The sequence below is a fragment of the Achromobacter xylosoxidans genome (assembly GCF_001457475.1).
Classification (GTDB): domain Bacteria; phylum Pseudomonadota; class Gammaproteobacteria; order Burkholderiales; family Burkholderiaceae_B; genus Achromobacter; species Achromobacter xylosoxidans.
Map to the genome: position 1 here is coordinate 2,453,118 of NZ_LN831029.1, position 25,385 is coordinate 2,478,502.

The following is a 25,385-nucleotide window of genomic DNA, read 5'->3' on the forward strand; positions in this document are numbered from 1 at the left end:
CGCGGAAAGCGGAATGTGAAAAGCGGAATACGAGCGGGGCTTGGCCGTGCGCGAGGCGGCCGGTCAGTCCTGCCGGCCGCGACCTTCAGCGCCTACGATCGGGGGGGCTGGCAGGAAGGCGGCGCCTGCGGCGCCGGGCGCCGCCGCAAGACCGGCCGCCCGGCGGGCCTGCGCCAGGCTGGCCTGGACCTGCTCGTGGACGGGACCGTCGGGGTCGACCAGGGGCAGCAGGCGCTCCCAGTCGTCAATGGCCCGCTGGAAGTCGCCCCGGAAAAATGCGCTGGTGCCGGCCAGGGCCAGGCCTTTCACGTCGTCGGGCGCGAGCGTCAGCAGCAGGGCGATCAGGCGGTCGGGTTCGCCGGAAAAATCGCCGTCCGCCGCCGTGGCCAGGAGGTCGGCCCACTCCGCCAATACGCCGGGATCTTGCGGCGCCCGGGCGCCGATGCGCGCCCAGGTTGCCGCGCCGTCGGCGAAATCTCCCAGCGTTGCGTAGGTGTGGGCCAATGTCGTCCAGGCCGCGGCGTCGTCCGGATGGGCTTGCAGGTGTTGGATCAAGCCGGCCAGCCGGTCGGCCATGGGATCGTTGGCGTCGTGGTCGACGCTGGCGGGGATCGCCGCGTCCAGGCTGGCGTGCGCCGGCGCCAGGGCCGACGGCGTGCCAAGCACGGCATACAGGCCGACGCTGATCGCGCCCAGTCCCAGGGCCACGGCCAGGGCCCAGCGCGGCGCGGGCCGGGTATCCAGGGGATCTGGCGCTGCGCAGCCTTCGCGCAGGGCGCGCCGCTCGATCTCCGCGAGCGCCTGGGCATACTGGTCCGGGGCGATGCGCCCGCAGGCCTGGTCGGCCTGCAATTGCGCCAGTTGTTCGCGCAATACCGCCAGGGATGCCTGCGCCTGGGGCGGGCCGTCGCGGCGGCCGGTGGCCCCCGGCGCCAGCAGGGGCGGCAGCACGAACAGCAGGGCGACGGCGACCATGCCGGCCGCGAGGAGCCAGAACAGGGTCACGGAGCGCGCTCCCCGCCGGCAGCGGACGGACCGGCGTCTTCCGAGAGGTCGGCCAGCAGGGCCCGGGCCGCTTGCGCTTGTGGCGCAGGCAGGGGCGGCTCCGGCGTGCGGGCATGGCGTCGCAAGCGCCACAGCAGGCCGCCCATGGCGCCGGCAAGCAGCACGCCGGGCCCGATCCAGAGCAGCGCGGTGCGGGTTTTCAGCGGGGGGCGATAGAGCACGTAGTCGCCATACCGCGACACCAGGAACTGGCGCACCTGGGTATCGTCCTGGCCCGCCTGGAACAGGCGGCGCACTTCGTCGCGCAGGTCGCGTGCCAGCGGCGCGCGCGAGTCCGCCAGCGATTCGTTCTGGCACACCAGGCAGCGCAGGTCGCGCGTGAAGGCCTGGACGCGCGCTTCCAGGGCCGGGTCGGGCGCGGCGGCGGGCGCCTCGCCGGCCGTGGCGCGGGCCGCGATGGCCAGCGCCAGCGCGACGCCGCCGCAGGCCGCGCGCAAGCCGGCGGCCAAGGCGGCGCGCCGGGGCGCGGGGCGGGGCGCGCGGAGGATGTCAGGGTTCATTCAGCGCCTCCCGCGCCCGGGGGATCAGGATGTTGTCGAGCACGTCCTGCGTGACCGGCCCGACGTGCTTGTAGCGGATCACGCCTTGGGCGTCGATGAGAAAGGTCTCGGGCACGCCGTACACGCCATAGTCGATGCCGAGTTTGCCGCCGGGGTCGACCACCGTGGCGGTGTAGGGGTCGCCCAGGCGCGCCAGCCATTCGCGGGCGGCGCTGTCTTCGTCCTTGTAGTCCAGCCCGACGATGGCGATGCGGCCTTCGCGGGCGGCGCGCAGCAGCACGGGGTGTTCGGCGCGGCAGGCGACGCACCAGCTGGCCCAGACGTTGAGCAGCCAGACCTGGCCGCGCATGTCGTCCAGCCCGAACTGGCGTCCGGGCGCGTCCAGCCGCGCCAGCGTGAAAGGCGGCGCGGGCCGACGCAGCAAGGGCGAGGGCAGCTCGCGTGGGTCCAGCCCCAGGCCAATGGCGAGCAGGGCCGTCAGGCCGATGAACAACAGCAGGGGCAGGAGGGATCGGAGTTTCATGGCTGTTCGCTGTGCGGTCGCCGGGTGTGTTGCGGGGGCGCGGCGTCGCGCCGCGACGCCTGCTTGCGATAACGGCGGTCGCCGGCGGCGGCCAGGCCTCCCAGCATCATCAACGCGCAGCCGGCCCAGATCCAGCTGATGAACGGCTTGTGGAACAGGTTCACGATCCAGCTGCCGTCGGGCAGGCCTTCGCCCAGGGCGGTGTAGAGGTCGCGCAAGGGGCCGACGTCAATGGCCGACTGCGTCATTGGCATCGCCTGCGCCACGTAGCGGCGGGTCTCGGGTCGCAGCGTGGCGACGTGCTTGCCGCCGCGCGCGACATCGAGGGTGGCGCGCGCGGCGATCCAGTTGGGACCGGCGACCTGCTCCACGCCGCCAAAGGTGAAGGTGTACCCGGCCAGGCGGGCGGTCTGGCCGGGCAGCATGCGCACGTCCAGTTGCGACTGGAAGCTGTTGACCATGGTGACGCCGATGATGAACACGCCCAGGCCGAGATGGGCCAGCCACATGCCCCACCAGCTTCCGGGAATGCCGCGCAGGCGGGTGGCGATGCCGGCCCGGCCGCCGCCGCGCAGGCGCTCGCCCAGCAATTGCAGGCTGCCCAGCACGATCCAGGCCGCCAGCGACAGGCCCAGGCAGGTGCGCCAGGTGAAGTGTCCGAGCCCGTAGCCCAGCGCCGGGCCCAGCAGCACGCTGGCGAGCGTGGCCGGCCGCAGGCGGCGCCCCAGCCGTTGCCAGGTGTCGGCCTTCCAGCGCGCCAGGGCGCCGGGCACCAGCAGGATGAGCACTGGCGTCATCAACGGCACGAAGGTAGTGTCGAAGTAGGGCGGGCCGACCGAAATCTTGCCGAGGCCCAGGGCGTCGAGCAATAACGGATACAGGGTGCCGAGCAGGACCGCCGCGCAGGCCACCGACAGCAGCGCGTTGTTGGCCAGCAAGGCGGCGTCGCGCGACACGAGCTCGAAGCGGCCGCCACCCTGCAGCCGCGGCGCGCGCCAGGCGTACAGCAGCAGCGATGCGCCGACCACCGCCGCCAGCAGGCACAGGATGAACAGGCCGCGCGCCGGGTCGGTGGCGAAGGCATGTACCGAGGTGACGACGCCGGACCGCACCAGGAACGTGCCCAGCAGCGACAGCGAGAAGGTGCCGATCGCCAGCAGCACGGTCCAGCCGCGGAACGCGCCGCGCTTTTCCGTCACGGCCAGCGAATGGATCAGCGCGGTGCCCAGCAGCCACGGCATGAACGAGGCGTTCTCGACCGGATCCCAGAACCACCAGCCGCCCCAGCCCAGCTCGTAATAGGCCCAGCTCGATCCCACCGCGATGCCGGCGGTCAGCAGGACCCACGCGGCCACGGTCCAGGGCCGCGACCAGCGCGCCCAGGCGGCGTCCAGGCGCCCCGTCATCAGGGCCGCGATGGCGAAGGCGAAGGCGATGCTGAAGCCCACGTAGCCCAGGTACAGCAAGGGCGGGTGGATGATCATGCCGGGGTCCTGCAACAGCGGGTTGAGGTCGCGGCCTTCCGGCGCCGCGGGCAACAGGCGGGAAAAGGGGTTGGAGGTCAGCAGCGTGAAGGCGGTGAATCCCGCGCTGACCGTGCCCAGCACGCCCAGGACCCGCGCCGTGAAGGCCTCCGGCAGCCCGCGGCTCCAGCGCGTCACCGCCGCCGTCCAGAGCGACAGCGAGACGATCCACAGCAGCATGGAGCCCTCGTGGTTGCCCCAGACCGCGGTGATGCGGTAGATCAGCGGCGTGCGGGTGTGGCTGTTGTCCGCCACCAGCCGCACGGAGAAATCATTGGCGATGAACAGCAGGTGCAGGCAGGCGTATGACAACAGCACGAACAGCAGTTGCCCGCGCGCGGCAGCGCGGCCGACCGCCATCAGCGCCGCGCGGCCGCGCCAGGCGCCATACAGCGGCACGATGGCCTGCGCCAGCGCCAGCGCGAAGCCGAGCATCAGGGAAAAGTGGCCGACCTCGGCGATCATGGCTGTACCGTCCTGCCGGCATCGTGGGCGCGCTCGATGGCGTCGCGCGCTTCGATCGGCGTGTAGTTCTCGTCATGGCGGGCCAGCACGCTGGTGGCGGTGAACACGCCGTCGGCGTCCAGCGTGCCCTGGGCCACCACGCCCGTGCCTTCGCGGAACAGGTCGGGCAGGGCGCCGCGATACACCACGGGCACCTCGTGGGCGGTGTCGGTGACGATGAAGCGCACGCCCAGGCCGTCGGCCTCGCGTTGCAGCGAGCCGGCCAGCACCATGCCGCCGACGCGGAACAGCCGCTGTCGCGGCGCCTCGCCGCGCGCGATTTCACTGGGCGTGTGGAAGAACACCAGGTTCTGGCGCATGGCCGTCAGGATCAGGGCGGCCGCCGCGCTCAACAGCGCGACCGCACAGAGCAGCAGGAGCAGGCGCCGGCGGCGGGGTGTCGTCATGCCGGTTCCGCGTCCCGCCGTTGCCGCCTGGCCGCCGGGCGGCTGGCGCGATCGAGCGCGGCCAGGCGTCGCAGCGCGCGGCGGCGCCGCCGCGCCAGCGACGCGCATTCGGCCAGCACCAGCAGGGCCAGCGCGCCATAGCTGCCCCAGACGTAGCCGGCGCGCCCGCCCATGTGCCAGAACGCGGCCCAGGATTCCCAGTGCATCATGCCGGCTCCTTGCGTGTTGCGGCCTCGCGGCGCGCCAGGTCGCGCACCCAGCCGGCCGGCCATTCCCGTTCCAGCACCATGACGCGCGCGCGCGCCAGCGCGACGGCGGCGGTGTAGGCCCACGCGGCCAGCGCCATCAACAGCATGGCGGCCAGCATGGTCGCCGCCATGGACGGCGCGCGCGTCAGGCTGACCGAAGCGCCCTGGTGCAGCGTGCTCCACCATGACACCGAGAAATAGATGATGGGGACGTTGATGGCGCCCACCAGCGCCACCAGCGCCCCGGCGCGGTCGCCGCGATGGGGATCGACGGTCAGGGCGGTCAGCGCCAGGTAACCCAGGTACAGGAACCCCAGGATCAGTTGCGAGGTGAGCCGCGCGTCCCAGACCCACCAGGCGCCCCAGGTGGGCCGGCCCCACAGCGCGCCGCTCCAGAGCGCGACGAAGCAGAACAGCGCGCCGGTGGGAGCCAGCGCGCGCGCCATGATGAACGACAGGCGGGTGCGCAGGACCAGGCCGAGCGCGGACCAGAACGCCATCAGAAGATAGATGAACAGCGACATCCACGCGGCCGCGACGTGGATGAAAATGATGCGGTAGACCTCGCCCTGCGTGGCGTCGGTGGGCGCGACGAAAAAGCCGATCGCCAGGGCGCAGGCGCCAAGCACGATCGCGAGTCCGGCGCACCAGGGAACCAGCCTGCCCGCCAGCGGATAGAAGGCTTGCGGCGCGGCGAACCGCAGCAGGCGGGTGGCGTGGCGGGCGGGGGGAGTGGGCATGGAAGGCATCTTCATTCTTCGACGGCGAAGCGCAGCGCCAGGACACAGGCGGGCGGGGCCAGCGCCAGCGCCGCCAGCAGCGCGCCGCCAAGCAGCAGGAACGCGGTCGTGGGCGGCTGGCCCGTGGCGCAGGCGGACACGGAGCCCGCGCCGAAGATCAGCACCGGCACGAACCAGGGCAGCAGCAACAGGGCCTGCAGCACGCCGCCGCCGCGCATCCCGAGGGCCAGCGCGGCGCCGATCGCGCCGACCAGGGCCAGTACCGGCGTTCCCAGCGCGAAAGATAGCGACAGGGTCCGGCGCGAACACTGACCCAGGTCAAACAGCAGGCCCATGAGGGGCGCCACGGCCACCAAAGGCAGACCGGTTCCGATCCAGTGCGCCGTGATCTTGGCCAGCACCCAGAGCGTGGCGGCGCCCGGCGAAAGCAGCAGTTGTTCGAGCGTGCCGTCGGCGTGGTCCTGCGCGAACAGTCGATGCTGCGACAGCAGCGTGGCGAGCAGCGCGGCGACCCATAGAACGCCGGGTCCGAGCGTGCGCAGCAAGGACGCATCGGCGCCCACGCCCAGCGGGAACAGGCAGGCGACCAGCACGAAGAAAAGCAGCGAGACAATGGCGTCGGCCCGGCCGCGGCCAAGCAGCAGCAGGTCGCGCCGCAGGACGGCGAAGAAGGGGCTGTCCTGCCACGTCATGGCGTGTGCGGGCCAAGGTCGAGGGTGCGCACCGGCCGGTCGAAGGCAACCTCCTGGTGCGTGGTCAGCAGGACGCGTCCGCCGTTGTCGCAATGGCTTGCCAGCGTCCGTGTCAGCGCCGCCACCGTGGCCGCGTCGAGCAGGTTGAAGGGTTCGTCCAGGATCCACAGCGGCCGCGCCGGGCGCAGCGACAGCCGCGCCAGCATCACGCGGCGCCGCTGGCCGCGCGACAGCACACGCGCCGGCAGGTCCAGCAGCGCCGCCAGGTCCATCCGGCAGAGGGCGTCGCGACAGGCTGCCGTGCTGACGGCATCGGCCTGGGCCTGGCACAGGAAGCGCAGGTTCTCGAGGGGGGTGAGGGAATCGGCGAGGGCGTCGGCATGGCCCAGGTAGAGCAGGTGCTGACGGTAGCCCGGCCCCAGGCGGTGGATGTCGGCCCCGCGCCAGCACACCGTGCCGGCGTCGGCGCGCGCCAGGCCGCACAGGATGCGCAGCAGGCTGGTCTTGCCATGGCCGTTGGGTGCGGTCACGCGCAGCAATTGCCCGGCGCGCAGCTGGAACGACACGTCTTCGAACAGCAGACGGGTTCCTTTCGAACAGGTGAGCCCTTCCGCTTCAAGCATGGCCGGCGCCCATCCAGATACTCATGACAACAATCCCCGCTGCATCAAGGGCGGCGCGAAGCCGACAACGGGATGGGATATTAATGAATCCAGGCCGCGGTTTTGCGTGGCCGTGGCGCATTTGGATTTATGTCGGACGCGTTTACCGTTGGCCGCATCATGGCGCCGATCGCCACGCGACCGTATGCGTTTTCGAGCGCTGGCGGGCCGTGGCTTCAGATCGGTCTGAGTAATGGGCGCGATGGCGCGTGTTACCCGCGGCGCTTGACGGAGATCAACATGCGGGGGCCGGCCGCGCGTCGATCATGAAAAGGCATCGAACCGCCAACGGCCCTCGCGGGGACCGCCGGCCTTGCTTGTGCCGCGGCGCGGTTCGACGTAGTAGCCGTTCATATCCAAATAGTTGTACTCCGTGAAAAGCAAACCCAAGCACAGCAGCAATGGTGGTGGGGCCGAGTGGGCAAAGTTCCTGTCGCTGGCCTTTGTAGCGTGTCCCGTCGTGGCGTTTCTGATGATCTGCGTGTACGGATTCATCGTCTGGTTCGGTCAAATCCTGTTCTGGGGGCCGCCGACATGAATGCGCCGTCCGAGAAAAACGCAGCCTGAGCCACCGACATGAAAAATCCCTTCAAGATCGCCAAGTCCATCATCCAATGGATGGGCGCGCTGTTGCTGCGCCCCGCCACCCGCATCGGCCTGGGCGTGCTGGTCATCGGCGGGTTCCTGGGCGGCGTCACGTTCCTGGCGCTGTTCAACACCGGCATGAACGCCACCAACACCGAGGCGTTCTGTATTTCCTGCCACTCGATGCGCGACACCGTGCTGCCGGAACTGCAGCAGAGCGTGCATTGGAAAAACCGTTCGGGCGTGCGCGCCCACTGTCCGGACTGCCACGTGCCGCATGACTTCACCTCGAAGGTCGCGCGCAAGATGCAGGCCTCGCGCGAAGTGCTGGGACACCTGATGGGCACGATCGGCACGCCCGAGAAATTCCAGGAACACCGCATCGTGCTGGCCACGCGCGAGTGGGCCCGCTTCAAGGCCAACAATTCCAAGGAATGCCGCAACTGCCACGATTACGCCAGCATGGATTTCGACAAGATGCGGGTGACCTCGCAGACCACGATGCACGGCGCGGCCGAGCGCAATGCCAGTTGCGTCGACTGCCACAAGGGCATCGCGCACCGATTGCCCGAGGTCAAGTCACAGGGCAACCCGGCGCTGGCGGCGCTCACGGCCGACGCACGCGGCGCGGCCATCGACGCCGGCCGCGAGTACTACAGCGTCATGCCGCAGCCGATCTACGCGGACGAGGGCCTGGACCGCGAGATCGGCGCCATCGAGATCGCCACCGGCGTGAAGGTGCTGCAGAAGAAAAAGGACGCGGTGCAGGTCGAATTGCAACTCTGGAGGAAGAACAAGGGTTACGCCCGGGTGCTGTACGGCCAGTTCGGCCTGAACATCACCAGCGCCGTGCTGAGCCAGGAGGTGTCGCGCGACGACGGCGTGGTCCATGTCATCGAAAGCCGGATCGACGATGTGACCGGCCTGCAATGGCAGAAGATCGCCGCCACGGTCTGGCTGCGCGGCGGCGGCCTGGTGGCTGACGTCGCGCCGATCTGGACGGCGGCCAGGAAGAGCTATTCGCAGAGCTGCAGCGTCTGCCACCGGCAGCCGAACGAGGCCTCGCACGACGCCAACCAATGGCCCGGGCTGTTCGGCGGCATGGTCGGCTTCACCAACATGGACGACCAGACCGCCAAGCTGGTCCTGAAATACCTGCAACTGCATTCCTCCGATTTTGCTGCAAAGGACAGTGTGGCCGCGGCCCACTGAGAAAGACATGAAACTCTCCCGTCGTCGTTTCCTGGGTGGTGTCGCCGCCTCGCTGGGCTCCATGGTGGTGCCGCCGCTGTTGCGCAATGGCCGCGTGCTGCGCGCCGCCACGCTTGGCGATGAGGACGCCGGCCCGGGCCGCTGGCGGTTCTCCGGCGCGCACTGGGGCGCATTCCGCGCCCGGGTCGTGGCCGGCCGCGTCGTGGAAATCAAGCCTTTCGAGTTCGACAAGCATCCGACGCCGATCCTCGATGGCACGCTGGACGTGCTGTACAGCGCCTCGCGGGTGCGCTATCCGATGGTGCGGCTCGACTGGTATCGCAAGCGCGGCGCCGCGGGCCAGGCGCTGCGCGGCGACAACCGCTTCATCCGGGTCGGCTGGGATGAGGCGCTGGACCTGGTCTACGACGAGCTCGAGCGGGTGCAGCGCGACCATGGCCCCTGGGCGCTGCATGTGGGCAACGTCGGCTGGCGCTCGGTGGGGCTGATGCACAGCTGCGGCAACCACATGCTGCGCGCCATGGGCATGCACGGCTATAGCGTCGGCACCGCGGGCGACTACTCGACCGGGGCCGGCCAGACCATCCTGCCCTACGTGCTGGGTTCGACCGAGGTGTATTCGCAGGGCACGTCCTGGGACATCATCCTCAAGGAAACGCGGGTGCTGGTGTTCTGGGCCAGCGATCCGATCAAGAACCTGCAGGTCGGCTGGAACACCGAAACGCACGAGGCCTATGCCTATTTCGAGCAGCTCAGGCAGAAGGTCGCGAAGCGTGAAATCACGGTGATCTGCGTCGATCCGGTGAAAAGCAAGACGCGCAACTACCTGGACTGCGAGCACCAGTACGTCAATCCGCTGACCGACGTGGCCTTCATGCTGGGCATTGCCCACACCTTGTGGAAAGAGAACCTGTACGACGCTAAGTTCCTCGAGACCTATGCGGTCGGCTTCGACGAGTTCATCGCCTACGTCGAGGGCAAGACCGAGGACAAGATCGAACGTACCCCGGAATGGGCCGCGTCGATCTGCGGCGTGCCGGCGCAGCGCATCCGCGAGCTGGCGCGCCTGATGGCGGCCAATCGCACGCAGCTGATGTTCGGTTGGGCGATCCAGCGCCAACAGCATGGCGAGCAGCCTTACTGGATGGGCGCGATCCTGGCCGCAATGCTGGGCCAGATCGGCCTGCCCGGCGGCGGCATCAGTTATTCGCACCACTACAGTTCGGTGGGCGTGTCGGCCTCGGGCGCGTCGATGCCGGGCGCGTTTCCGCTGAACCTGGATACCGGCCGCAAACCCCGGCACGAGAACGACGACTACCAGGGGTACAGCGCCGTCGTGCCGGTGTCGCGGGTGATCGACGCCTTGCTGGAACCGGGCAAGGAAATCAACTTCAATGGCCACAAGGTCAAGCTGCCGCCGTACAAGGTGGCGATCTTCTCGGGCTGCAACCAGTGGCACCGGCAACAGGACCGCAATCGCATGAAGCGCGCGTACCAGAAGCTGGAAACGGTGGTGGCCATCGACTACAACTGGACCGCCACCTGCCGCTTCGCCGATATCGTGCTGCCGGCCTGCACCCCCTACGAGCGCAATGATATCGACGCTTACGGTTCCTATTCGAACCGCGGCGTGATCGCCATGCACAAACTGGTCGATCCGCTGTACCACTCGCGCTCGGACTTCGATATCTGGACGGACTTCTGCAAGCGCATGGGACGCGACGTGGAATACACGCGCAACATGAACGAGATGCAGTGGGTCGAGTCGCTGTACGAGGATTGCCGCAAGGAAAATGCCGGCAAGGGCTTCGACATGCTGCCGTTCGCGCAATTCTGGGAGCAGGGCTACGTGCTGTTCCCGGAGGGCAAACCGTGGGTGCGCCACGCCGATTTCCGCGAAGACCCCGAGGTCAACGCGCTGGGCACGCCGTCCGGGTTCATCGAGATCTACAGCCGCAAGATTGCCGGCTTTGGCTACCGCGATTGCAAAGGGCATCCGGTCTGGATGGAAAAGGCCGAACGCTCCCACAACGGTCCGCGATCGGACAAATTCCCGCTCTGGCTGCAGTCGGCGCATCCGGATACCCGCCTGCATTCACAAACCTGCGAATCGCCCTCGCGGCGCGCCACCTACACCATCCAGGGGCGCGAACCGGTCTACCTCAATCCCGACGATGCCCGTCAGCGCGGCATCAAGCATGGCGACCTGGTGCGGGTGTTCAACGACCGTGGGCAATTGCTGGCCGGCGCGTCGCTTTCGGCCAACTTCCCCCCGGGGTGGTGCGCATCCAGGAGGGCGCCTGGTATGGGCCGACCGGGCCGGAGATCGGCGCGCTGGACACCTATGGCGATCCCAACACGCTGACGCTGGACGTCGGCACCTCCGAGCTGGCGCAGGGGCCAAGCCCCAACACCTGCCTGGTGGAAATCGAACCGTACAAGGGCGTGGCGCCACCGGTGACCGCGTTCGGCGGCCCGACCGAGGTGGATATCGATGGCAAGGCACTGGCCCGGCATTGAGGCCTCGGCCGGCGCGGAACGCCGACCGGTGTGGATCCTGTGATTTCATGGAGCATGCGTTGAACCTTGCATTATCCGACCCTGACTGGGGCGCGGCCTGCCAGCTGCGTTCGCAGCTGTATGGGTGGTTTTCCACCGTTTTTGCCAGGGAAATGGAACCCGGCGCCATGGCCTTGTGCCAGGGCGGCGGCGCCGATCATTTGCTGGCGGTGTTCAAGGCGCTTGGGCTTGGCCGGCAGGCCGATGCTGTGGCCGCCGTGTTCAAGGCATGGGCGGGGCACCCCGACGCGCCGTTGGAAAACGCGGCCGACTTCGCCGCGCTGTTCCTGCTGGAGGGGCGGGCGGCGCCCATTCCCTACGCCTCGCATTACCTGGAGGAAGGTGGGCAGCTGTACGGCGAGCCGGCGCGGCTGATGCGCGCGTTCCTGGAGTCCAGCCAGTTGCGGCTGGACGCGCAGTTCAAGGAGCCCGAAGACCACATTGCCGTCATCCTGGCGGCGCTGGCGCGCTGGAGCCGGGAGGGCGGGCGGGCGAATGACGTCGCCGCCTGCGCGGGGGAGCAGGCGGCCTATCTGGACGCCGCGCTGATGCCCTGGGTCGCGCACTGGCAGGCCCTGGTGGACGGCGTGGACACCCTGGCGTTCCGCTTCTATCCGGCGGTCGCGGGGCTGCTGGTCGCGTTTCTTCACCTGGATCGGGACTACCTGCGGTCTTTCGAGGCAGGGGGGTAAGAAAGGTCTTAAATAAACCCGTCCCCTATTGATCGGCATCAACTCTCTATATAACCAAAAGCGATAAGTTAATGGCACAACGACATAATTCGCGGAGAAGTCTGTGCCTCACCCCCCACCCGAAGTCCCCCTCCCGGGCAAACGCGGTTTCCTGAAGAACCTGCTCGGCCTGAGCGCCGCGGCCACCATCATCCCCATCCGTGCCGAAGCCGGCACCGGCATCAACCAGCAACCTCCCCGTCGTCCCGGCATTCCCGGCAAGCGCTACGGCATGTTGGTCGACCTGCGCAAATGCATCGGCTGCCAGTCCTGTACGGTCAGCTGTTCGCTGGAAAACCTGCCGCCCGTCGGCCAGTTCCGCACCACCGTCCTGCAATACGAAGTCCAGCCCGACAACGGCAGCCCCTGCGCCATGGTGATGCTGCCGCGCCTGTGCAACCACTGCGACAACCCGCCCTGCGTGCCCGTCTGCCCGGTGCAGGCCACCTTCCAGCGCGAGGACGGCATCGTGCTGGTCGACAACGAGCGCTGCGTCGGCTGCGGCTATTGCGTGCAGGCCTGTCCGTACGACGCCCGTTTCATCAATCACGACACCCAGACCGCCGACAAGTGCACCTTCTGCGAGCACCGGCTCGAAGCCGGCCTGCTGCCGGCCTGTGTCGAAAGCTGCGTGGGCGGCGCGCGCATCATCGGCGACCTGAACGACCCCGACAGCGCGATCTCGCGGCTGATGGCCGAGCATCGCGCCGACATCAAGGTGCTCAAGCCCGAGATGAAGACCGATCCCCACGTCTATTACATCGGCCTGCCCGATGCCTTCGTGCACCACATCGACGGCCAGGCCGGCGTGCGCCTGGCCGGCGGCCATTGAGAAGGGGAGCCTCATGCAGATCACCGAATTGTTGACCCCGGTCTACGACGCCGCCTGGCTGCCCTGGGCGGTGCAGTATTTCTTTCTTATCGGCATCGCCGCCACCGCCGCGCTGACGGCCGCCGGCGCCGCCTTTGGCGAGGCGGGATCGCCGGCCCGCCGGTTGCTGCCGGCCGCCGTGACCGTGCTGCTGGTGTGCGCCATTGCCGCGCCGGTCTCGCTGCTGGCCGACCTGCACCAGCCGGGCCGCTTCTGGCACTTCTATACCCGGCTCACGCCGTGGTCGTGGATGTGGCTGGGGGCGCTGCTGCTGCCGGTCTTCACCGGGCTGGCCGTGCTGTTCTGCGCCGCCTGGTGGTGGGGGCGCATGGTCTGGGTGCGCCTGCTGGCGCTGGCGTTGGCGCTGTCGGCCGTGTCGATCCTGGTCTACACCGGGGCCGAGGTCATGGTGCTGCGCGCCCGTCCGCTGTGGCACACGCCGTTCCTGCCGCTGAACTTCGCGCTGACCGCCTGGCTGGGCGCGCTGGGGGCGATGTTCCTGGTGGGGCGCTGGCTGCCCGGCGGCATGGCGGCCTTGCCCGTCGAGCTGCTGCGCCGCCTCGGCGTGACGTCGGTGGTGATGATGGCCATCGGCGCGGGCGCCTGGATCCTGCTGGGACTGCTGGGCGTGGATGCCTCGTTCGACGCGGCGTTGCGGCTGTTCGGCGAGTTCCCCGTGTGGCGCGCCAGCCTGGCCGGCGCCGTGGCCACCGCGTTCTGCATGATCGCGCTGCTGCAGCGCGCGCCGCGCACCCTGGCGGCGCCGTTGCCGTCGGCCGCGCTGGCGCTGACCATGCTGGCGGCTGCGTGGATCTTCCGCTGGGTCGTGTTCATGAGCGTGCAGGGCGTGCCCAAGTACGGCGCCGGCCTGTACCTGTACGACATGCCCTGGGGCAGCGACGGTCTGCTCGGCATGATCGGCGTGCTGGGCCTGTGCGTCGCGCTGGTGGCCGCCGTGACCTATGCGCTGGAACTGTTCCCGGCCCGCACCCGCGGCCTGGCGGCCTGATGCCGCCGGCCCGACAAGAATTCGCATCGAGATGACCATGGACAAGCCTCACCAAGACGATATCCCCGCCCATGCCGACGGGCCCGATCAACCCGACAACGCCGCGCGCCGCAAGCTGATCGCGCGCGGCGGCGTGGTCGCCGGCGGCATGGCCGCCTTCGCGGCCGGCTACGGCGAGACCGTCGCCAAGGCCGTCAAGGGCCTGGCGCAGGGCACCGCCGGCGTGCCCACCGCGCATGCGGTGCGCGGCAATTCGCTGACGCCCGAATTCCGCATCGACCCGGTCACGGGCCTGCTGTCGACCCAGCCGGGCCAGACCGTCAGCCCCTCCAGCTGCCTGGGCTGCTGGACGCAGTGCGGCGTGCGGCTGCGCGTCGATACCAAGGCCAACCGCATCCTGCGGGTGGCCGGCAACCCGTATCACCCGCTGGCCACCACGCGCCCGGCCGCGATGGACGCGCCGGTGCGCGAGACCTACGCGCAACTGGGCGGCGACAACGGCCTGGAAGGCCGCGCCACGTCCTGTGCGCGCGGTTCGGCCATGCTGGAGCAGATGCACAGCCCGTACCGCGTGCTCCAGCCGCTCAAGCGCGTCGGCGGCCGCGGCGAAGGCAAGTGGCAGACGATTTCCTTCGAGCAGTTGGTGCAGGAGGTGTGCGAAGGCGGCGACCTGTTCGGCGAGGGCCACGTCGATGGCCTGCGCGCCATCTTCGACCGCGACACGCCGCTGGATCCGGCCAATCCGGAGTACGGCGCCAAGGTCAACCAGTTCCTGTTCACCGATGCCTCCAACGAAGGCCGCACGCCGCTCATCCAGCGCTTTGCCGGCCAGTCGTTCGGCACCGTCAATTTCAGCAACCATGGTTCTTATTGCGGGCAGAGCTTCCGCGTCGGCGCGGGCGCGGCGCTGGGCGACCTGAAGGGCATGCCGCACGGCAAGCCGGATTGGGACAACGCCCGCTTCGGCCTGTTCATCGGCGCGGCGCCGGCGCAGGCCGGCAACCCGTTCCAGCGCCAGGCGCGCCAGCTGGCCGAGGCCCGCACCCGGCCCGAGGAGGCCGGCTTCACCTATGTGGTGGTGTCGCCGATGCTGCCCGCGTCCTCCAGCCTGTCGGCCGGCTCGGGCAATGAATGGGTGCCGGTCAATCCGGCCAGCGACCTGGCGCTGGCGATGGGCCTGATCCGCTGGATCCTGGACCACGAGCGCTTCGACGCGCGCGCGCTGGCGCAGCCCGGCCCGGCGGCCATGAAGGCGGCGGGCGAGGCGGCATGGACCAACGCCACGCACCTGGTGATCGCCGAGCCCGGCCATCCGCGCCAGGGCAGTTTCCTGCGCGGCGCCGACCTGGGCTGGGCCAAGCCGGCCGATGCCGGTGAAAAGTGGGAAGACGTGTACGTGGTGCGCCTGGAGGACGGCACGCTGGCGCCGCATACCGGCGCCATGCCTGCCACGCTGTTCGTGGACGAGGCGGTGGCGGCGCCGGGCCTGGGGGTCGCGCCGGCCGCGCTGCGCGTGTGCAGCGCGCTGTCGCTGCTGCGCCAGGAGGCGCATCGCAAGTCGCTGGACGAATACGCCGCCCTGTGCGGCGTGCCGGCGGCCAAGATCGCCGAACTGGCCGAGCGCTTCACCAGCCACGGCAAGCGCGCGGTGGCGGATGCGCATGGCGGCACCATGAGCGGCGCGGGCTTCTACACCGCCTACGCCATCGCCATGCTCAACACGCTGGTGGGCAACCTCAACGTCGAGGGCGGCCTGGTGCTGGACGCCGGCCCGTTCCCGCCCTACGGCGCCGGGCCGCGCTACAACATCGCGGGCTTCGTCAACCGCGCCACGCCCAAGGGCGTGGCCCTGTCGCGCAACCGCTTTCCGTACGAGAAGTCGAGCGAGTTCAAGCGCAAGCAGGCCGCCGGCCAGCCGGTCTATCCGGCCGCCGCACCCTGGTATCCGGCCACGGGCGGCCTGAGCTCCGAGATGCTGGCGTCGGCGCTGGCGGGCTATCCGTATCGCGCCAAGGTCTGGTTCAACCACATGAGCAACCCGATCTACGGCATTGCCGGGTTCAGGAACGTGCTGCTGGACAAGCTGAAGGACCCGAAGATCCTGCCGCTGGCGGTGTCGATCAATCCGTTCATCAACGAGACCAACGCGCTGGCCGACTACATCGTTCCCGACACCGTCACCTACGAAAGCTGGGGCGTGTCGGCGCCGTGGGCCGACGTGGTGGCCAAGGCGTCGACGGTGCGCTGGCCGGCGGTCGAACCCCGCGTGGCGCGCACCGCCGACGGCGCCCCGGTGTGCCTGGAGTCGTTCCTGATCGCCTGCGCCAAGCGCATCGGCATGCCGGGCTTCGGCGCCAACGCCATCGCCGATGCGGACGGCAACCACTATCCGCTGGACACGGCCGAGGATTTCTTCCTGCGCGGCATCGCCAACATCGCCTTCGGCGCCGGGCGGCCGGTGCCCGAGGCCAGCGACGACGATCTTGAGCTGACCGGCGTGGCGCGCTACCGCGATGCGCTGCAAGGCAAGCTCAAGCCCGAGGAGTGGCGCCGCGTGGCCATGGTGATGAGCCGCGGCGGACGTTTCGATCGCGTGCGCGACGCCTGGACCGATGCCGGCCAGACCCGCCAGGCCTGGGCCAAGCCCTTGCAGGTGTGGAGCGAGGAATTGGCCGGGTTCCGCCATGCCATGACGGGCGAGCGCTACAGCGGCTGCCCCACCTGGTATCCGGCGCGGCTGGCCGACGGACGCGACGTGCGCCAGCAGTATCCGCGGGCGGACTGGCCGTTCCTGTTGAGTTCGTTCAAGTCCAACCTGATGAGTTCGATGTCGATCGGCGTGGACCGGCTGCGCCAGGTGCATCCGCACAATCCGGTGTCGATCAATCGGCAGGACGGCGAGCGGCTGGGCCTGCGCAACGGCGATCGGGTGCGCATCGTCACGCCGGGCGGCGCGGTGACCGGGCTGGCGCTGCTGCGCGACGGCATCCAGCCGGGCGCGGTCGGCATCGAGCACGGCTATGGCCACACCGAACTGGGCGCGCGCGCCCACCTGGTCGATGGCAAGCCGATGCCGCACGATCCGGCGCTGGCGGCGGGCGTGAACCTGAACGACCTGGGCTTCGGCGACGCGACGCGCGGCGATCATGCCAACGTCTGGATCGACTGGGTCTCGGGCGCGGCGGTGCGGCAAGGGTTGCCGGCGCGCATCGAGCGGGCCTGAGGCCGCGCGGTGATGCCGGGACGACGCCGCCGCTGGCGGCGGCGAGCGGCCCCGGCGCGCTAGCGCAGCACGGTGTCGGCCACCAGTTCCAGCCCGCCGGCAGGCACGTCGGTTTCCACCGGCGTGCCGCCCAGGTCGCCGGGCTGCGGCATGGCCGTGCCCGAGCGGCTGACGCGGATCTCGACGCGCACGCGGCCGGCGCTGGACAGCAGCGCCTGCGGCGACATGGCATTGCTGTCGTCGAGCGTGAAGGCGCGCGGCAGATCGGCGGCGCGCAGCCGCAACACGGCCAGCGGCATGCGCGACCCCGAGGCGGGGCGCGCCAGGATGAAGACCGTGTCGGTCGCTTGCACCTGGGCCATCAAGGCGGGCGCGATGCGCGCCTGGCCGCTGACGCTGCCCGGGGCGGCGGTCTGGCTCGCGGGCGGCTTGGCGGCGGACGTTTGCGGGGGCGAGGATTGCGCGGCTGCCATTGCCGCTGCCTGGGTTTGGCCGGGCATCTGGCCGGGCATCCGGCCTGGCGTCGCAGGCGGCGCGCCGCTTGCCGATGCGACCGCGCGCGCCTGCGCGATATTGGATTCGATCTGGCGCGCGGCTTCGGAGTCCGGCGGCAGCAGCGCCTGCAGGCGTTGCCAGTATTCCAGCGCCTGGGCGGCGTCGCCACGGCGCAGGGCCATCATGCCGGCCAGCGCCAGGGCCTTGGGCTGGTCCGGATTGGCGGCCAGCGCCTGCGCCACCGCCGCGATCGAGGCGGCGTCCGGCGCGCCCTGGTTGGCCGATAGCAGCGCGTCCGCCAGGTCGGCCAGCACCTGCGGCTGCGCCGGGACCAGCCGCAGCACTTCGCGATAGGCGGCGGCCGCGTCGCCGTAGCGGCCCAGCGTTTCGTAGGAGCGCGCCAGCGTGTACCAGCCGTCGGCGTCGTCGGGCGTGGCGCGCAGGCGCTGGGCCAGCGCGTTGATGGCCAGCGCCATGGTGTCGCCGTCGTCGCCGGCATGGGGTTCGGCGGTGACGGCCGTGGCGGCGCTGGCGGCGGCGCGCGGGTTGCCCAGGTGGTTGTAGAGCAGGGCCGCCGCCAGCGGCAGCGCCAGGCTCAGCAGGCAGGCGGCGGCGATGCCGGCGCGTTGGCCGCCGACCGCCGCGCGGCCGGGGTGGCGTTGGGCCAGGTCCTGCAGCAGGTCGCGTTGCAGTTCCTCGTCGGCGCGCATGGCCGCCTCGGCGCTCAGGGCGCCGTCGCGCTGGTCGCGCCGCAATTGTTCGCGCTGCGCCAGATAGAAGGCGCGCAGGCCGCTGTCGGCCGCGTCGTCGCGCGTCGGTGGCGGGCGCCGCAACAGCGGCGGCACCAGGCACAGCAGGGTGGCCAGCAGCAAGCCCAGCACGGCAAGCCAGAGCGGCGTCATGATCCGGTATCCAGGTAGCGGGCCGCGCGGGCGCGTTCATCGGCGGTCAGCGGCGCGCGGCTGCGGGGCCGTCGCGCCACGGTGCGCCACAGCACCGCGAAGCCCAGCGCCAGCAGCGCGAACGGGCCGAGCCACAGCAGCCAGGTGATCGGCTTGAAGGGCGGCTCGTAGCGCACGAAATCGCCGTAGCGGTCTTCGAAGAAACGCATGATCTGGGCGTCGCTGCGGCCTTCGGCCAGCTGGCTGCGGATCAGGTTGCGCATGTCGTGCGCCAGCGGCGCGTTGGATTCGGCCAGCGACTGGTTCTGGCACACCAGGCAGCGCAGGCCGTGCGCCAGTCGTTCGGCGCGTTGCTCCAGCGCGGGTGGCAGCGGGGGAAACGGCGACTGGGCCTGGACCGGCGCGGCCAGCCACGCCGCCAGCCACAGCGCCAGCAAGGGCGCGGCCAACCAGCGCAACGGGCGGCGGCCAGGGCGTCCCGCGGCCCGGCCGCCGGTCTTGCCGGGAGATCGAGGCGGGCGCCAGGCGCCAGCGCGAGGGGTTGGCCGCTGCCTCATTGCAGCGCCTCGATCATCGGTTGCAACCGCGTGCGCCAGATCTCCGGCGTGATCAGGCCCAGTTGCCGGTAGCGGATACGGCCGGCGCCATCGATGACGAAGGTCTCGGGCACGCCGTACACACCGTATTCGATGCCGACGCGGCCGTCGACGTCGCTGGCGGAGGCCTGGTACGGATTGCCATGGCGTGCCAGCCAGGCACGCGCGTCTTCCGGCTTGTCCTTGTAGTTCAGGCCGTACAGCGGCACGCCGTGGCGCTGCGCAACTTCCCGCAGCACCGGCAATTCCTCGCGGCACGGCGCGCACCACGAGGCCCACACGTTCAGCAGCCAGACCTTGCCGCGCATCGATTGCACCTCCAGCCGCTCGCCCGGCGCCTGCAGCAGCGGCAGGCCGATGGCGGGAGCGGGCTTGTCGATCATGGCCGAGGGCACGGCGCGCGGATCGCGCGACAGGCCCATGGCCAGGAAGACGGCCATGGCCAGGAAGACGGCGAGCGGCACCAGGTAGCGCAGCATGTCAGTAGCCCTCGCGCGAGGCGGCCGGCATGGCGCCGGCGCGGGGATGGGGCGCGCGCACCGTTTCCTGGCGGTAGCGCCTGTCGCCCGCCGCCAGCAGGCCGCCGAGCGCCATCAGCAGGCAGCCCGACCAGATCCACGCCATGAACGGCTTGACCTGGATGCGCACCGTCCAGGCCGTGGCGCCGGCCGGTTCGCCCAGCGCCACGAACAGGTCGCGGGAGAAACCGCTGTCGATCGCGGCCTGGCTCAGCGGCATGTCCTGCACCGTGTAGTGGCGCTTTTCCGGGTACAGCGTGGTCACGGGCTGGCCGTCGGCGCGGGTGACGCGGAACTCGGCGCGCTGCGCGCTGTAGTTGGGGCCGCTGGCGGGCGCCAGCGCGGTGAAGGTGAAGCGGTAGCCGCCAGCCTCCTGCTCGGCGCCCAGCTCCAGCCGCAGTTCCTGCTTGACCTCGTAGCCGTTGGCCAGGGTGGCGCCGGCGATGAAGACGCCGATGCCGGCGTGGGCCAGCAGCATGCCGTACCAGGCGCGCGGCTGGCGCGCCAGCCGCCGCGGCCAGTGGCCGTCGCCGTCGGTCAGGCGCTGCCAGGCGTGCGCCGCCGCGCTGGCGACCGACCAGGCCGCCAGCCACAGGCCCAGGACCACCAGCGGCGAGCCCAGCCGCGCCGGGCCGGGCATGGCCAGCGGCAGCAGCACCGCCGTGGCCACGCTGACCGCGAACGCGATGCCCAGGCGCCGGCCCAGCTCGGGCACCTTGGCCTGCTTCCAGCGCGCCACCGGGCCGACGCCCATCAGGAAGATGGCCGGCGTCATCAGCGGCACGAACACGGCCTCGAAGTAGGGCGGGCCGATCGAGATCTTGCCCCAGTCCAGCACGTCCAGCACCACTGGATACAGCGTGCCCAGCAGCACCGAGGCGGCCGCCACGGTCAGCACCACGTTGTTGGCCAGCAGCAGCGATTCGCGCGACAGCAGGGCGAAACCGCCGCCCAGGCCGACCTTGGGCGCGCGCCAGGCGTACAGCGCGAGCGAGCCGCCGACCACCAGGGTCATGAAACCCAGGATGTACAGGCCGCGGCCCGGATCGACCGCGAAGGCGTGCACCGAGGTCAGCACGCCGGAGCGCACCAGGAAGGTACCCAGCAGGCTGAGCGAGAACGCGCAGATGGCCAGCAGCACCGTCCAGCTGCGGAAGGCGCCGCGCCGCTCGGTGACGATGAGCGAATGGATCAGCGCGGTGCCCGCCAGCCACGGCATGAAGGAGGCGTTCTCGACCGGGTCCCAGAACCACCAGCCGCCCCAGCCCAGCACGTAGTAGGCCCAGGCGCTGCCGAGCAGGATGCCGATGGTCAGGAAGGTCCAGGCCGCCAGCGTCCACGGCCGCACCCAGCGCGCCCACAGGGCGTCCAGCTCGCCCGACAGCAGCGCCGCGATGGCGAAGGCGAACGCCACCGAGAAGCCGACATAGCCCATGTACAGCATGGGCGGGTGCACGATCATGCCCGGGTCCTGCAGCAGCGGGTTGAGATCACGGCCGGCCATGGCCGGCGGCATCAGGCGTTCGAAGGGATTGGACAGGAACAGCAGGAACAGCAGGAAGCCGGCGCTGATCCAGCCCATCACCGCCAGCACCCGGGCGACGAAGGCCGGCGGCAGGCGCGCGCTGCGCAGCGCCACCGCCAGGGTCCAGGCGCTGAGCAGGTACAGCCACAGCAGCAGCGAGCCTTCGTGGCCGCCCCAGACAGCAGCGAAGCGGTAGGCGGCGGGCAGGTCGGCGTGCGAGTTGGCCGCCACGTACAGCACCGAATAGTCGTTTTGCAGGAACGACCAGGCCAGGCAGCCCATGGCCACGGTGGCCAGGCCGAACTGCGCCACGGCCGCCGGCCTCGCCACCGCCATGCCCGGCCGCCAGGCCGTGGCGGCGCCGACCAGCGGCAGCGTGCCTTGCACCAGCGCCGCCAGCAGCGCCAGGATCAGGCTGAAAAGGCCGATCTCCGGGATCATCGCGCGTCCGCCCGCGCCGTGTTGCTGGTGGCGCCAGCGGCGGCCCGCTTGAGCGCGTCGGCGGCCTCGGGCGGCATGTAGTTCTCGTCGTGCTTGGCCAGCACCTCCGATGCATGGAGCACGCCGTCGGCGTCGAGCTTGCCGGCGGCCACCACGCCCTTGCCCTCGCGGAACAGGTCGGGCAGCAGGCCCTGGTAGGTGACGGGAACCGCGTGCGCGGTGTCGGTGACGATGAAGCGCAGCCGCAGGCCATCGCGTTGAACCGAGCCTTCCTGCACCAGTCCGCCGACGCGGAAACTGCCGCTGGCGGGCGCCTCGCGCGCCGCCACCTGGGTTGGCGTGAAGAAGAACACCAGGTTCGATTGCAGCGCATTGAGCACCAGCGCGACGGCCGCGGCCAGCAGGCCCAGGCCGCCCAGCAGCGCCAGCACGCGGCGCCGGCGCGGGCTCATCGGCCGTCCCCGGCGCGCAGGCGGGCGGCGCGGCGGCGCGCCCGCGCCCGGCGCCACAGCGTGCCGGCTTCCCAGGCAATCAGGGCGAGTGTGACGCCGTAGGCGCCCAGCAGGTAGGGGCCATGGCCCTGCAACGAGAACAGCGCGTCCCAGCTCATCGGCGCTCCCGGGGCGGTTCGGCCGAGGCCGGCTCGCGTTCGGCGATGATGCCGCGCACCCGCGCCAGCGACGCGGCCGCGCTGTACAGCCAGAACGCCGCCACCATCAGCAGCATGGCCGCCAGCATGACGCGGGCCATGCTGGGGGCGGTGGTCAGGTTGATCGAGGCGCCCTGGTGCAGCGTGCTCCACCAGCGCACCGAGAAATAGATGATGGGCACGTTGACCACGCCGGCCAGCAGCAGGATGGCGCCGCCGCGGTCGCCGCGGCGCGGATCGTCGCTGGCCGCCTGCAGCGCCATGAAGCCCAGGTACAGGAACAGCAGGATCAGTTCCGAGGTCAGGCGCGCGTCCCACACCCACCAGGCGCCCCAGGTCGGCTTGCCCCACAGCGCGCCGGTCCACAGCGTCAGGAACGTGAACAGGGCACCGGTGGGCGCCAGCGCCCGCATCATCATGAACGACAGCCGCGTCTGCAGGATCAGGCCGAGCGCGGCGTACAGCGCCATCACCAGGTACAGGAACATCGACATCCAGGCCGCCGCCACGTGGATGAAGAGGATGCGGTAGACCTCGCCCTGCTGGCTGTCGACCGGGGCCTTGACCAGGCCCACGTAGAGGCCGGCGGCGGCGAACAGCGCCGCGGCCAGCCCCAGCCACGGGATCAGCCTGCCGGCCAGAGGATAGAAGCGCTGCGGCGCGGCGTAGCGCAGCCAGCCGGGACGCGCGGGCGGGGTCGGCAGCAGGGTGAGATGCGGGGGCGAATGCATGATGGCCGGTCCTCAGTCCAACGCCACGCGCAGCGCGGCCGAGGCGCTCCACGGGCACAGCAGCAGCGCCAGGCACAGGCCGGCGCCCAGCAACGACAATTGCGGACCGGCGCCCAGGCCGGCGTGGACGGCCGCCACCGCGCCGCTGCCGAAGATCAGCACCGGCACGTACAGCGGCAGCACCAGCAGCGGCAGCAGCGCGCCGCCGCGCAGGCCCAGCGTCAGCGCCGCGCCCAGCCCGCCGACCAGCGCCAGCGTCGGCGTGCCCAGCAGCAGCGACAACGCCAGCACGCCGATGGCGCCCGGCGTCAGGCCGAACTGCAGCGCCAGCACCGGGCTGGCCAGGATCAGCGGCAGGCAGCTGCTGAACCAGTGCGCGGCCAGCTTGGTGGCCACCAGCACGGGCAGGGGGTGCGGCGACACCAGCAGCTGCTCCAGCGCGCCGTTGTCGTAGTCCTGGGCGAAGGGGCGTTGCAGCGTCAGCAGGATGCCGAGCAGGGCGCAGACCCACAGCACGCCCGGGCCAATGGCAGCCAGCAGCGCCGGGTCGGGGCCGATGGCCAGCGGGAACAGCGAACCCGCCACCACGAAGAACAGCGTCGCGCCCAGCGTTTCCGCCGGCCGCCTCCAGGCCAGCCGCAGTTCACGGCGCGCCAACTGCCACAGCGTTGCCAGCATCGGCGTAGTCGTCCATGTCCAGGGTTTGCGTGTCGGCCAAGGCCAGGTCCGGGGGGCGGTGCGAGGCCACCACGGCCAGGCCGCCGCCGGCCAGGTGCGCGGCCAGCGCCTGGTCCAGCAGCGCGAGGCTGGCGGCGTCCAGCCCCGCGTCGGGCTCGTCCAGCAGCCACAGCGGCTTGCGCGCCAGCACCGTGGCGGCCAGCGCCAGCCGTCGGCCCTGGCCTTGCGACAGGCGCGCCGCCGGCTGGTCGGCGCAGGCCTGCAGGCGCCAGGCGCGCAGCGCCGGGCCGGCGTCGACCGCGGGCGCGCCGGCGATCGCCAGCGCATAGCGCAGGTTGTCGGCCGCGCTCAGTTCGCCGCACAGCCCGTTGCCGTGCGACAGGAACGCCATCTGCGCATAGTAGGCGGCCGGATCGCGGCGGATGTCGCGGCCGCGCCATTGCACGCCGCCCGCCAGCGGCCGCAGCAGGCCGGCCAGCATGCGCAACAGGCTGGTCTTGCCGCTGCCGTTGGCGCCGCGCACCCGCAGCAGCTGGCCGGGAGCCAGCGCCAGGTCGATGGGGGCCGCCGCGCCGCGCCGGCCGACCAGACCGAGCGCGCGCAGGCCGGCGTCCGCCGCGGCGTTGGCGCTGTCCGCCCCGGCGCCGGCCAGGGCGGCGAAGGGTGGATCAGCGGGCCGCATGCGGGCTTTCCGTTCCGTTCAGGCCGGGCACCGACGACAGTTCGCCGGGCGGAATGTTGGGCAGCTTGTGGGCGATGCCCTTGTGGCAGTCGATGCAGGTCTTGCTCTTGTCGGCCAGGTAGGTCGAATGCATGTTCTGGGCGCGCACGCTCTGGCGCGTGAAATCCATGTAGTCGTAGTTGTGGCAGTTGCGGCATTCCAGCGAATCGTTGGCCTTGAAGCGGGCCCATTCGTGCCTGGCCAGCTCCAGCCGCTTGTCGACGAATTTCTCGCGCGTGTCGATGGTGCCGAAGATCTTGCCCCAGACCTCCTTGGACGCTTGCATCTTGCGGGCGATCTTGTCGGTCCAGTTGTGCGGCACGTGGCAGTCGGAACACAGGGCGCGCACGCCCGAGCGGTTGGTGAAGTGGATGGTGCCCTTGAGTTCGGCGTAGACGTTGTCGCGCATCTCGTGGCAGCCGGTGCAGAACTTCTCGGTGTTGGTGAATTCCATGGCGGTGTTGAAGGCGCCCCAGAACAGGATGCCGCCGATGAAGCCGCCCACCGTCAGGAAACCCAGGCTGAAGTGCACGCTGGGCCGGCGGATGATGTTCCAGTAGCGCTTGATGAGTTTGACCATGGCGGTTCCCCGTGCCTTACTTCTTGTCGGACGCCGGGGCGGTCAGGCGCTTGAGGATCACGTCGATGTCCTGGTAGGTGTTGGACACCAGCGGTTTGGCCTCGGCCTGCGGCACGTGGCACTGCACGCAGAAGTAGCGCCGCGGCGACACCTCGGCCAGCACGTTGCTGTCGCGATCCATGTAGTGAGTCACGCTCAGCGGCGGCGCCTGGGTCTCCTCGGTGTTGACGCGGGCGTGGCAGGCCAGGCAGCGGTTGAAGTTCTTGTCGATCTGGTAGCCGTCGATGCTGTGCGGGATGGTGGGCGGTTGCATCGAATAGGTGCGCATCCGCTTGATGTCCTTGTTCTCGATCGGGCTGATCAGCGGCGGGTCGGTCTCGTCGGCGATGGGCGTGGGGCCGCGCATCGGGTCCTGTACCTCGAACGGCGGCGCGGCCCAGGCCGCGATGCTACAGGCTGCGCACAATACGAAAGCGAGGGCGCGTCGATTCATGG

28 protein-coding genes are annotated in these 25,385 nt (G+C 70.4%); 8 read left to right on the forward strand and 20 right to left on the reverse strand.

Annotated features, from left to right (window positions below):
* Nucleotides 1-63 precede the first annotated feature (63 nt).
* Genes ccmI (AT699_RS11065) through ccmA (AT699_RS11105) form a run of 9 tightly spaced genes read right to left on the reverse strand, consistent with a single transcriptional unit; the run spans nucleotide 64 to nucleotide 6,825 of the window.
* A complete protein-coding gene (ccmI, locus tag AT699_RS11065; RefSeq protein ID WP_024068509.1) occupies nucleotides 64-1,005 on the reverse strand; it encodes a c-type cytochrome biogenesis protein CcmI in 942 nt (313 codons plus the stop codon).
* Entirely contained in the window at nucleotides 1,002-1,565 is a 564-nt protein-coding gene (locus tag AT699_RS11070; protein ID WP_081247826.1) for a cytochrome c-type biogenesis protein, read from the reverse strand. The genes ccmI (AT699_RS11065) and AT699_RS11070 overlap by 4 nt, the downstream gene beginning before the upstream one ends.
* Nucleotides 1,555-2,088, reverse strand: a complete 534-nt coding sequence (locus tag AT699_RS11075; protein WP_006384807.1) for a DsbE family thiol:disulfide interchange protein — start codon at nucleotides 2,086-2,088, stop codon at nucleotides 1,555-1,557. The genes AT699_RS11070 and AT699_RS11075 overlap by 11 nt, the downstream gene beginning before the upstream one ends.
* Nucleotides 2,085-4,076 (reverse strand): heme lyase CcmF/NrfE family subunit, encoded by a 1,992-nt coding sequence (locus tag AT699_RS11080; protein ID WP_024068511.1) that lies wholly within the window; start codon nucleotides 4,074-4,076, stop codon nucleotides 2,085-2,087. The genes AT699_RS11075 and AT699_RS11080 overlap by 4 nt, the downstream gene beginning before the upstream one ends.
* Nucleotides 4,073-4,522, reverse strand: a complete 450-nt coding sequence (gene ccmE / locus AT699_RS11085; protein ID WP_024068512.1) for a cytochrome c maturation protein CcmE — start codon at nucleotides 4,520-4,522, stop codon at nucleotides 4,073-4,075. The genes AT699_RS11080 and ccmE (AT699_RS11085) overlap by 4 nt, the downstream gene beginning before the upstream one ends.
* Nucleotides 4,519-4,731, reverse strand: a complete 213-nt coding sequence (gene ccmD, locus AT699_RS11090; protein WP_024068513.1) for a heme exporter protein CcmD — start codon at nucleotides 4,729-4,731, stop codon at nucleotides 4,519-4,521. Before ccmD (AT699_RS11090) ends, ccmE (AT699_RS11085) begins: the two co-directional genes overlap by 4 nt.
* Nucleotides 4,728-5,510, reverse strand: coding sequence for a heme ABC transporter permease CcmC (ccmC, locus tag AT699_RS11095; RefSeq protein WP_006384804.1), 783 nt, complete (start codon nucleotides 5,508-5,510; stop codon nucleotides 4,728-4,730). The genes ccmD (AT699_RS11090) and ccmC (AT699_RS11095) overlap by 4 nt, the downstream gene beginning before the upstream one ends.
* An 11-nt stretch (nucleotides 5,511-5,521) precedes the next feature.
* Nucleotides 5,522-6,202: a heme exporter protein CcmB gene (gene ccmB / locus AT699_RS11100; protein WP_058207291.1), complete on the reverse strand. Its 681-nt coding sequence runs from the start codon at nucleotides 6,200-6,202 to the stop codon at nucleotides 5,522-5,524.
* Nucleotides 6,199-6,825: a cytochrome c biogenesis heme-transporting ATPase CcmA gene (gene ccmA / locus AT699_RS11105; protein WP_024068515.1), complete on the reverse strand. Its 627-nt coding sequence runs from the start codon at nucleotides 6,823-6,825 to the stop codon at nucleotides 6,199-6,201. The genes ccmB (AT699_RS11100) and ccmA (AT699_RS11105) overlap by 4 nt, the downstream gene beginning before the upstream one ends.
* A 412-nt stretch (nucleotides 6,826-7,237) precedes the next feature.
* On the opposite strand from ccmA (AT699_RS11105), the gene AT699_RS31480 reads away from it, so the two are divergent.
* The 8 genes from AT699_RS31480 to AT699_RS11135 all read left to right on the forward strand — a co-directional run bounded on the left by AT699_RS31480 (nucleotide 7,238) and on the right by AT699_RS11135 (nucleotide 17,054).
* Entirely contained in the window at nucleotides 7,238-7,402 is a 165-nt protein-coding gene (locus AT699_RS31480; RefSeq protein WP_006384801.1) for a periplasmic nitrate reductase, NapE protein, read from the forward strand.
* Between the two features lie 38 nt (nucleotides 7,403-7,440).
* Nucleotides 7,441-8,661 (forward strand): pentaheme c-type cytochrome TorC, encoded by a 1,221-nt coding sequence (torC, locus tag AT699_RS11110; protein WP_006384800.1) that lies wholly within the window; start codon nucleotides 7,441-7,443, stop codon nucleotides 8,659-8,661.
* A 7-nt stretch (nucleotides 8,662-8,668) separates the two neighbouring features.
* Nucleotides 8,669-11,026 (forward strand): trimethylamine-N-oxide reductase TorA, encoded by a 2,358-nt coding sequence (gene torA, locus AT699_RS11115; protein WP_024068516.1) that lies wholly within the window; start codon nucleotides 8,669-8,671, stop codon nucleotides 11,024-11,026.
* Complete coding sequence (locus tag AT699_RS32185; protein WP_232254232.1) at nucleotides 10,942-11,181, forward strand: hypothetical protein; 240 nt, start codon at nucleotides 10,942-10,944, stop codon at nucleotides 11,179-11,181. The genes torA and AT699_RS32185 overlap by 85 nt, the downstream gene beginning before the upstream one ends.
* 59 nt (nucleotides 11,182-11,240) lie before the next feature.
* On the forward strand, nucleotides 11,241-11,912 hold the full coding sequence (gene torD, locus AT699_RS11120; protein ID WP_232063734.1) for a molecular chaperone TorD: 672 nt from the start codon (nucleotides 11,241-11,243) through the stop codon (nucleotides 11,910-11,912).
* 103 nt (nucleotides 11,913-12,015) lie between these two features.
* A complete protein-coding gene (gene dsrO, locus AT699_RS11125) occupies nucleotides 12,016-12,783 on the forward strand; it encodes a sulfate reduction electron transfer complex DsrMKJOP subunit DsrO (RefSeq protein WP_006384797.1) in 768 nt (255 codons plus the stop codon).
* Nucleotides 12,784-12,796: 13 nt separating this feature from the next.
* A complete protein-coding gene (gene nrfD, locus AT699_RS11130; protein WP_024068518.1) occupies nucleotides 12,797-13,831 on the forward strand; it encodes an NrfD/PsrC family molybdoenzyme membrane anchor subunit in 1,035 nt (344 codons plus the stop codon).
* 37 nt (nucleotides 13,832-13,868) lie between these two features.
* Nucleotides 13,869-17,054, forward strand: coding sequence for a tetrathionate reductase subunit A (locus AT699_RS11135; RefSeq protein WP_024068519.1), 3,186 nt, complete (start codon nucleotides 13,869-13,871; stop codon nucleotides 17,052-17,054).
* Between the two features lie 59 nt (nucleotides 17,055-17,113).
* Here AT699_RS11135 and ccmI (AT699_RS11140) read toward each other — a convergent pair whose 3' ends face one another.
* From ccmI (AT699_RS11140) to AT699_RS11190, 11 genes are all read right to left on the reverse strand, one after another.
* A complete protein-coding gene (gene ccmI, locus AT699_RS11140; RefSeq protein ID WP_024068520.1) occupies nucleotides 17,114-18,451 on the reverse strand; it encodes a c-type cytochrome biogenesis protein CcmI in 1,338 nt (445 codons plus the stop codon).
* Complete coding sequence (locus tag AT699_RS11145; protein ID WP_162270069.1) at nucleotides 18,448-18,909, reverse strand: cytochrome c-type biogenesis protein; 462 nt, start codon at nucleotides 18,907-18,909, stop codon at nucleotides 18,448-18,450. Before AT699_RS11145 ends, ccmI (AT699_RS11140) begins: the two co-directional genes overlap by 4 nt.
* Before the next feature lie 95 nt (nucleotides 18,910-19,004).
* Nucleotides 19,005-19,526 (reverse strand): DsbE family thiol:disulfide interchange protein, encoded by a 522-nt coding sequence (locus tag AT699_RS11150; RefSeq protein ID WP_024068522.1) that lies wholly within the window; start codon nucleotides 19,524-19,526, stop codon nucleotides 19,005-19,007.
* Between the two features lies 1 nt (nucleotide 19,527).
* Nucleotides 19,528-21,531 carry a heme lyase CcmF/NrfE family subunit gene (locus AT699_RS11155; RefSeq protein ID WP_024068523.1) on the reverse strand — a complete coding sequence of 668 codons (2,004 nt, stop codon included), beginning with the start codon at nucleotides 21,529-21,531 and terminating at the stop codon, nucleotides 19,528-19,530.
* Nucleotides 21,528-21,983, reverse strand: a complete 456-nt coding sequence (gene ccmE / locus AT699_RS11160) for a cytochrome c maturation protein CcmE (RefSeq protein ID WP_024068524.1) — start codon at nucleotides 21,981-21,983, stop codon at nucleotides 21,528-21,530. The genes AT699_RS11155 and ccmE (AT699_RS11160) overlap by 4 nt, the downstream gene beginning before the upstream one ends.
* Nucleotides 21,980-22,141, reverse strand: a complete 162-nt coding sequence (gene ccmD / locus AT699_RS11165; protein ID WP_020927183.1) for a heme exporter protein CcmD — start codon at nucleotides 22,139-22,141, stop codon at nucleotides 21,980-21,982. Before ccmD (AT699_RS11165) ends, ccmE (AT699_RS11160) begins: the two co-directional genes overlap by 4 nt.
* On the reverse strand, nucleotides 22,138-22,911 hold the full coding sequence (gene ccmC / locus AT699_RS11170; RefSeq protein WP_024068525.1) for a heme ABC transporter permease CcmC: 774 nt from the start codon (nucleotides 22,909-22,911) through the stop codon (nucleotides 22,138-22,140). The genes ccmD (AT699_RS11165) and ccmC (AT699_RS11170) overlap by 4 nt, the downstream gene beginning before the upstream one ends.
* A 12-nt stretch (nucleotides 22,912-22,923) precedes the next feature.
* Nucleotides 22,924-23,589, reverse strand: a complete 666-nt coding sequence (gene ccmB, locus AT699_RS11175; RefSeq protein WP_006394227.1) for a heme exporter protein CcmB — start codon at nucleotides 23,587-23,589, stop codon at nucleotides 22,924-22,926.
* Complete coding sequence (gene ccmA, locus AT699_RS11180) at nucleotides 23,555-24,271, reverse strand: heme ABC exporter ATP-binding protein CcmA (protein WP_024068526.1); 717 nt, start codon at nucleotides 24,269-24,271, stop codon at nucleotides 23,555-23,557. Before ccmA (AT699_RS11180) ends, ccmB (AT699_RS11175) begins: the two co-directional genes overlap by 35 nt.
* The gene (locus AT699_RS11185; protein ID WP_006384989.1) at nucleotides 24,258-24,890 is read right to left on the reverse strand and encodes a cytochrome c3 family protein; all 633 of its coding nucleotides are present in this window, start codon (nucleotides 24,888-24,890) and stop codon (nucleotides 24,258-24,260) included. The genes ccmA (AT699_RS11180) and AT699_RS11185 overlap by 14 nt, the downstream gene beginning before the upstream one ends.
* A 16-nt stretch (nucleotides 24,891-24,906) precedes the next feature.
* Nucleotides 24,907-25,383, reverse strand: coding sequence for a nitrate reductase cytochrome c-type subunit (locus tag AT699_RS11190; RefSeq protein WP_006384990.1), 477 nt, complete (start codon nucleotides 25,381-25,383; stop codon nucleotides 24,907-24,909).
* Nucleotides 25,384-25,385 lie beyond the last annotated feature (2 nt).

Coding starts and splice junctions, on each gene's coding strand:
- ccmA (WP_024068526.1), bottom strand. CDS start 24,271: ATGCGGCCCGCTGATCCACCCTTCGCCGCCCTGGCCGGCGCCGGGGCG.
- ccmE (WP_024068524.1), bottom strand. CDS start 21,983: ATGAGCCCGCGCCGGCGCCGCGTGCTGGCGCTGCTGGGCGGCCTGGGC.
- AT699_RS11155 (WP_024068523.1), bottom strand. CDS start 21,531: ATGATCCCGGAGATCGGCCTTTTCAGCCTGATCCTGGCGCTGCTGGCG.
- nrfD (WP_024068518.1), top strand. CDS start 12,797: ATGCAGATCACCGAATTGTTGACCCCGGTCTACGACGCCGCCTGGCTG.
- torA (WP_024068516.1), top strand. CDS start 8,669: ATGAAACTCTCCCGTCGTCGTTTCCTGGGTGGTGTCGCCGCCTCGCTG.
- ccmI (WP_024068520.1), bottom strand. CDS start 18,451: ATGACGCCGCTCTGGCTTGCCGTGCTGGGCTTGCTGCTGGCCACCCTG.
- ccmC (WP_024068525.1), bottom strand. CDS start 22,911: ATGCATTCGCCCCCGCATCTCACCCTGCTGCCGACCCCGCCCGCGCGT.
- ccmD (WP_020927183.1), bottom strand. CDS start 22,141: ATGAGCTGGGACGCGCTGTTCTCGTTGCAGGGCCATGGCCCCTACCTG.
- AT699_RS11075 (WP_006384807.1), bottom strand. CDS start 2,088: ATGAAACTCCGATCCCTCCTGCCCCTGCTGTTGTTCATCGGCCTGACG.
- AT699_RS11190 (WP_006384990.1), bottom strand. CDS start 25,383: ATGAATCGACGCGCCCTCGCTTTCGTATTGTGCGCAGCCTGTAGCATC.
- ccmD (WP_024068513.1), bottom strand. CDS start 4,731: ATGATGCACTGGGAATCCTGGGCCGCGTTCTGGCACATGGGCGGGCGC.
- AT699_RS11135 (WP_024068519.1), top strand. CDS start 13,869: ATGGACAAGCCTCACCAAGACGATATCCCCGCCCATGCCGACGGGCCC.
- AT699_RS11080 (WP_024068511.1), bottom strand. CDS start 4,076: ATGATCGCCGAGGTCGGCCACTTTTCCCTGATGCTCGGCTTCGCGCTG.
- AT699_RS11070 (WP_081247826.1), bottom strand. CDS start 1,565: ATGAACCCTGACATCCTCCGCGCGCCCCGCCCCGCGCCCCGGCGCGCC.
- ccmE (WP_024068512.1), bottom strand. CDS start 4,522: ATGACGACACCCCGCCGCCGGCGCCTGCTCCTGCTGCTCTGTGCGGTC.
- torC (WP_006384800.1), top strand. CDS start 7,441: ATGAAAAATCCCTTCAAGATCGCCAAGTCCATCATCCAATGGATGGGC.
- ccmB (WP_006394227.1), bottom strand. CDS start 23,589: ATGCTGGCAACGCTGTGGCAGTTGGCGCGCCGTGAACTGCGGCTGGCC.
- ccmA (WP_024068515.1), bottom strand. CDS start 6,825: ATGCTTGAAGCGGAAGGGCTCACCTGTTCGAAAGGAACCCGTCTGCTG.
- ccmB (WP_058207291.1), bottom strand. CDS start 6,202: ATGACGTGGCAGGACAGCCCCTTCTTCGCCGTCCTGCGGCGCGACCTG.
- AT699_RS11150 (WP_024068522.1), bottom strand. CDS start 19,526: ATGCTGCGCTACCTGGTGCCGCTCGCCGTCTTCCTGGCCATGGCCGTC.
- ccmC (WP_006384804.1), bottom strand. CDS start 5,510: ATGCCCACTCCCCCCGCCCGCCACGCCACCCGCCTGCTGCGGTTCGCC.
- AT699_RS11185 (WP_006384989.1), bottom strand. CDS start 24,890: ATGGTCAAACTCATCAAGCGCTACTGGAACATCATCCGCCGGCCCAGC.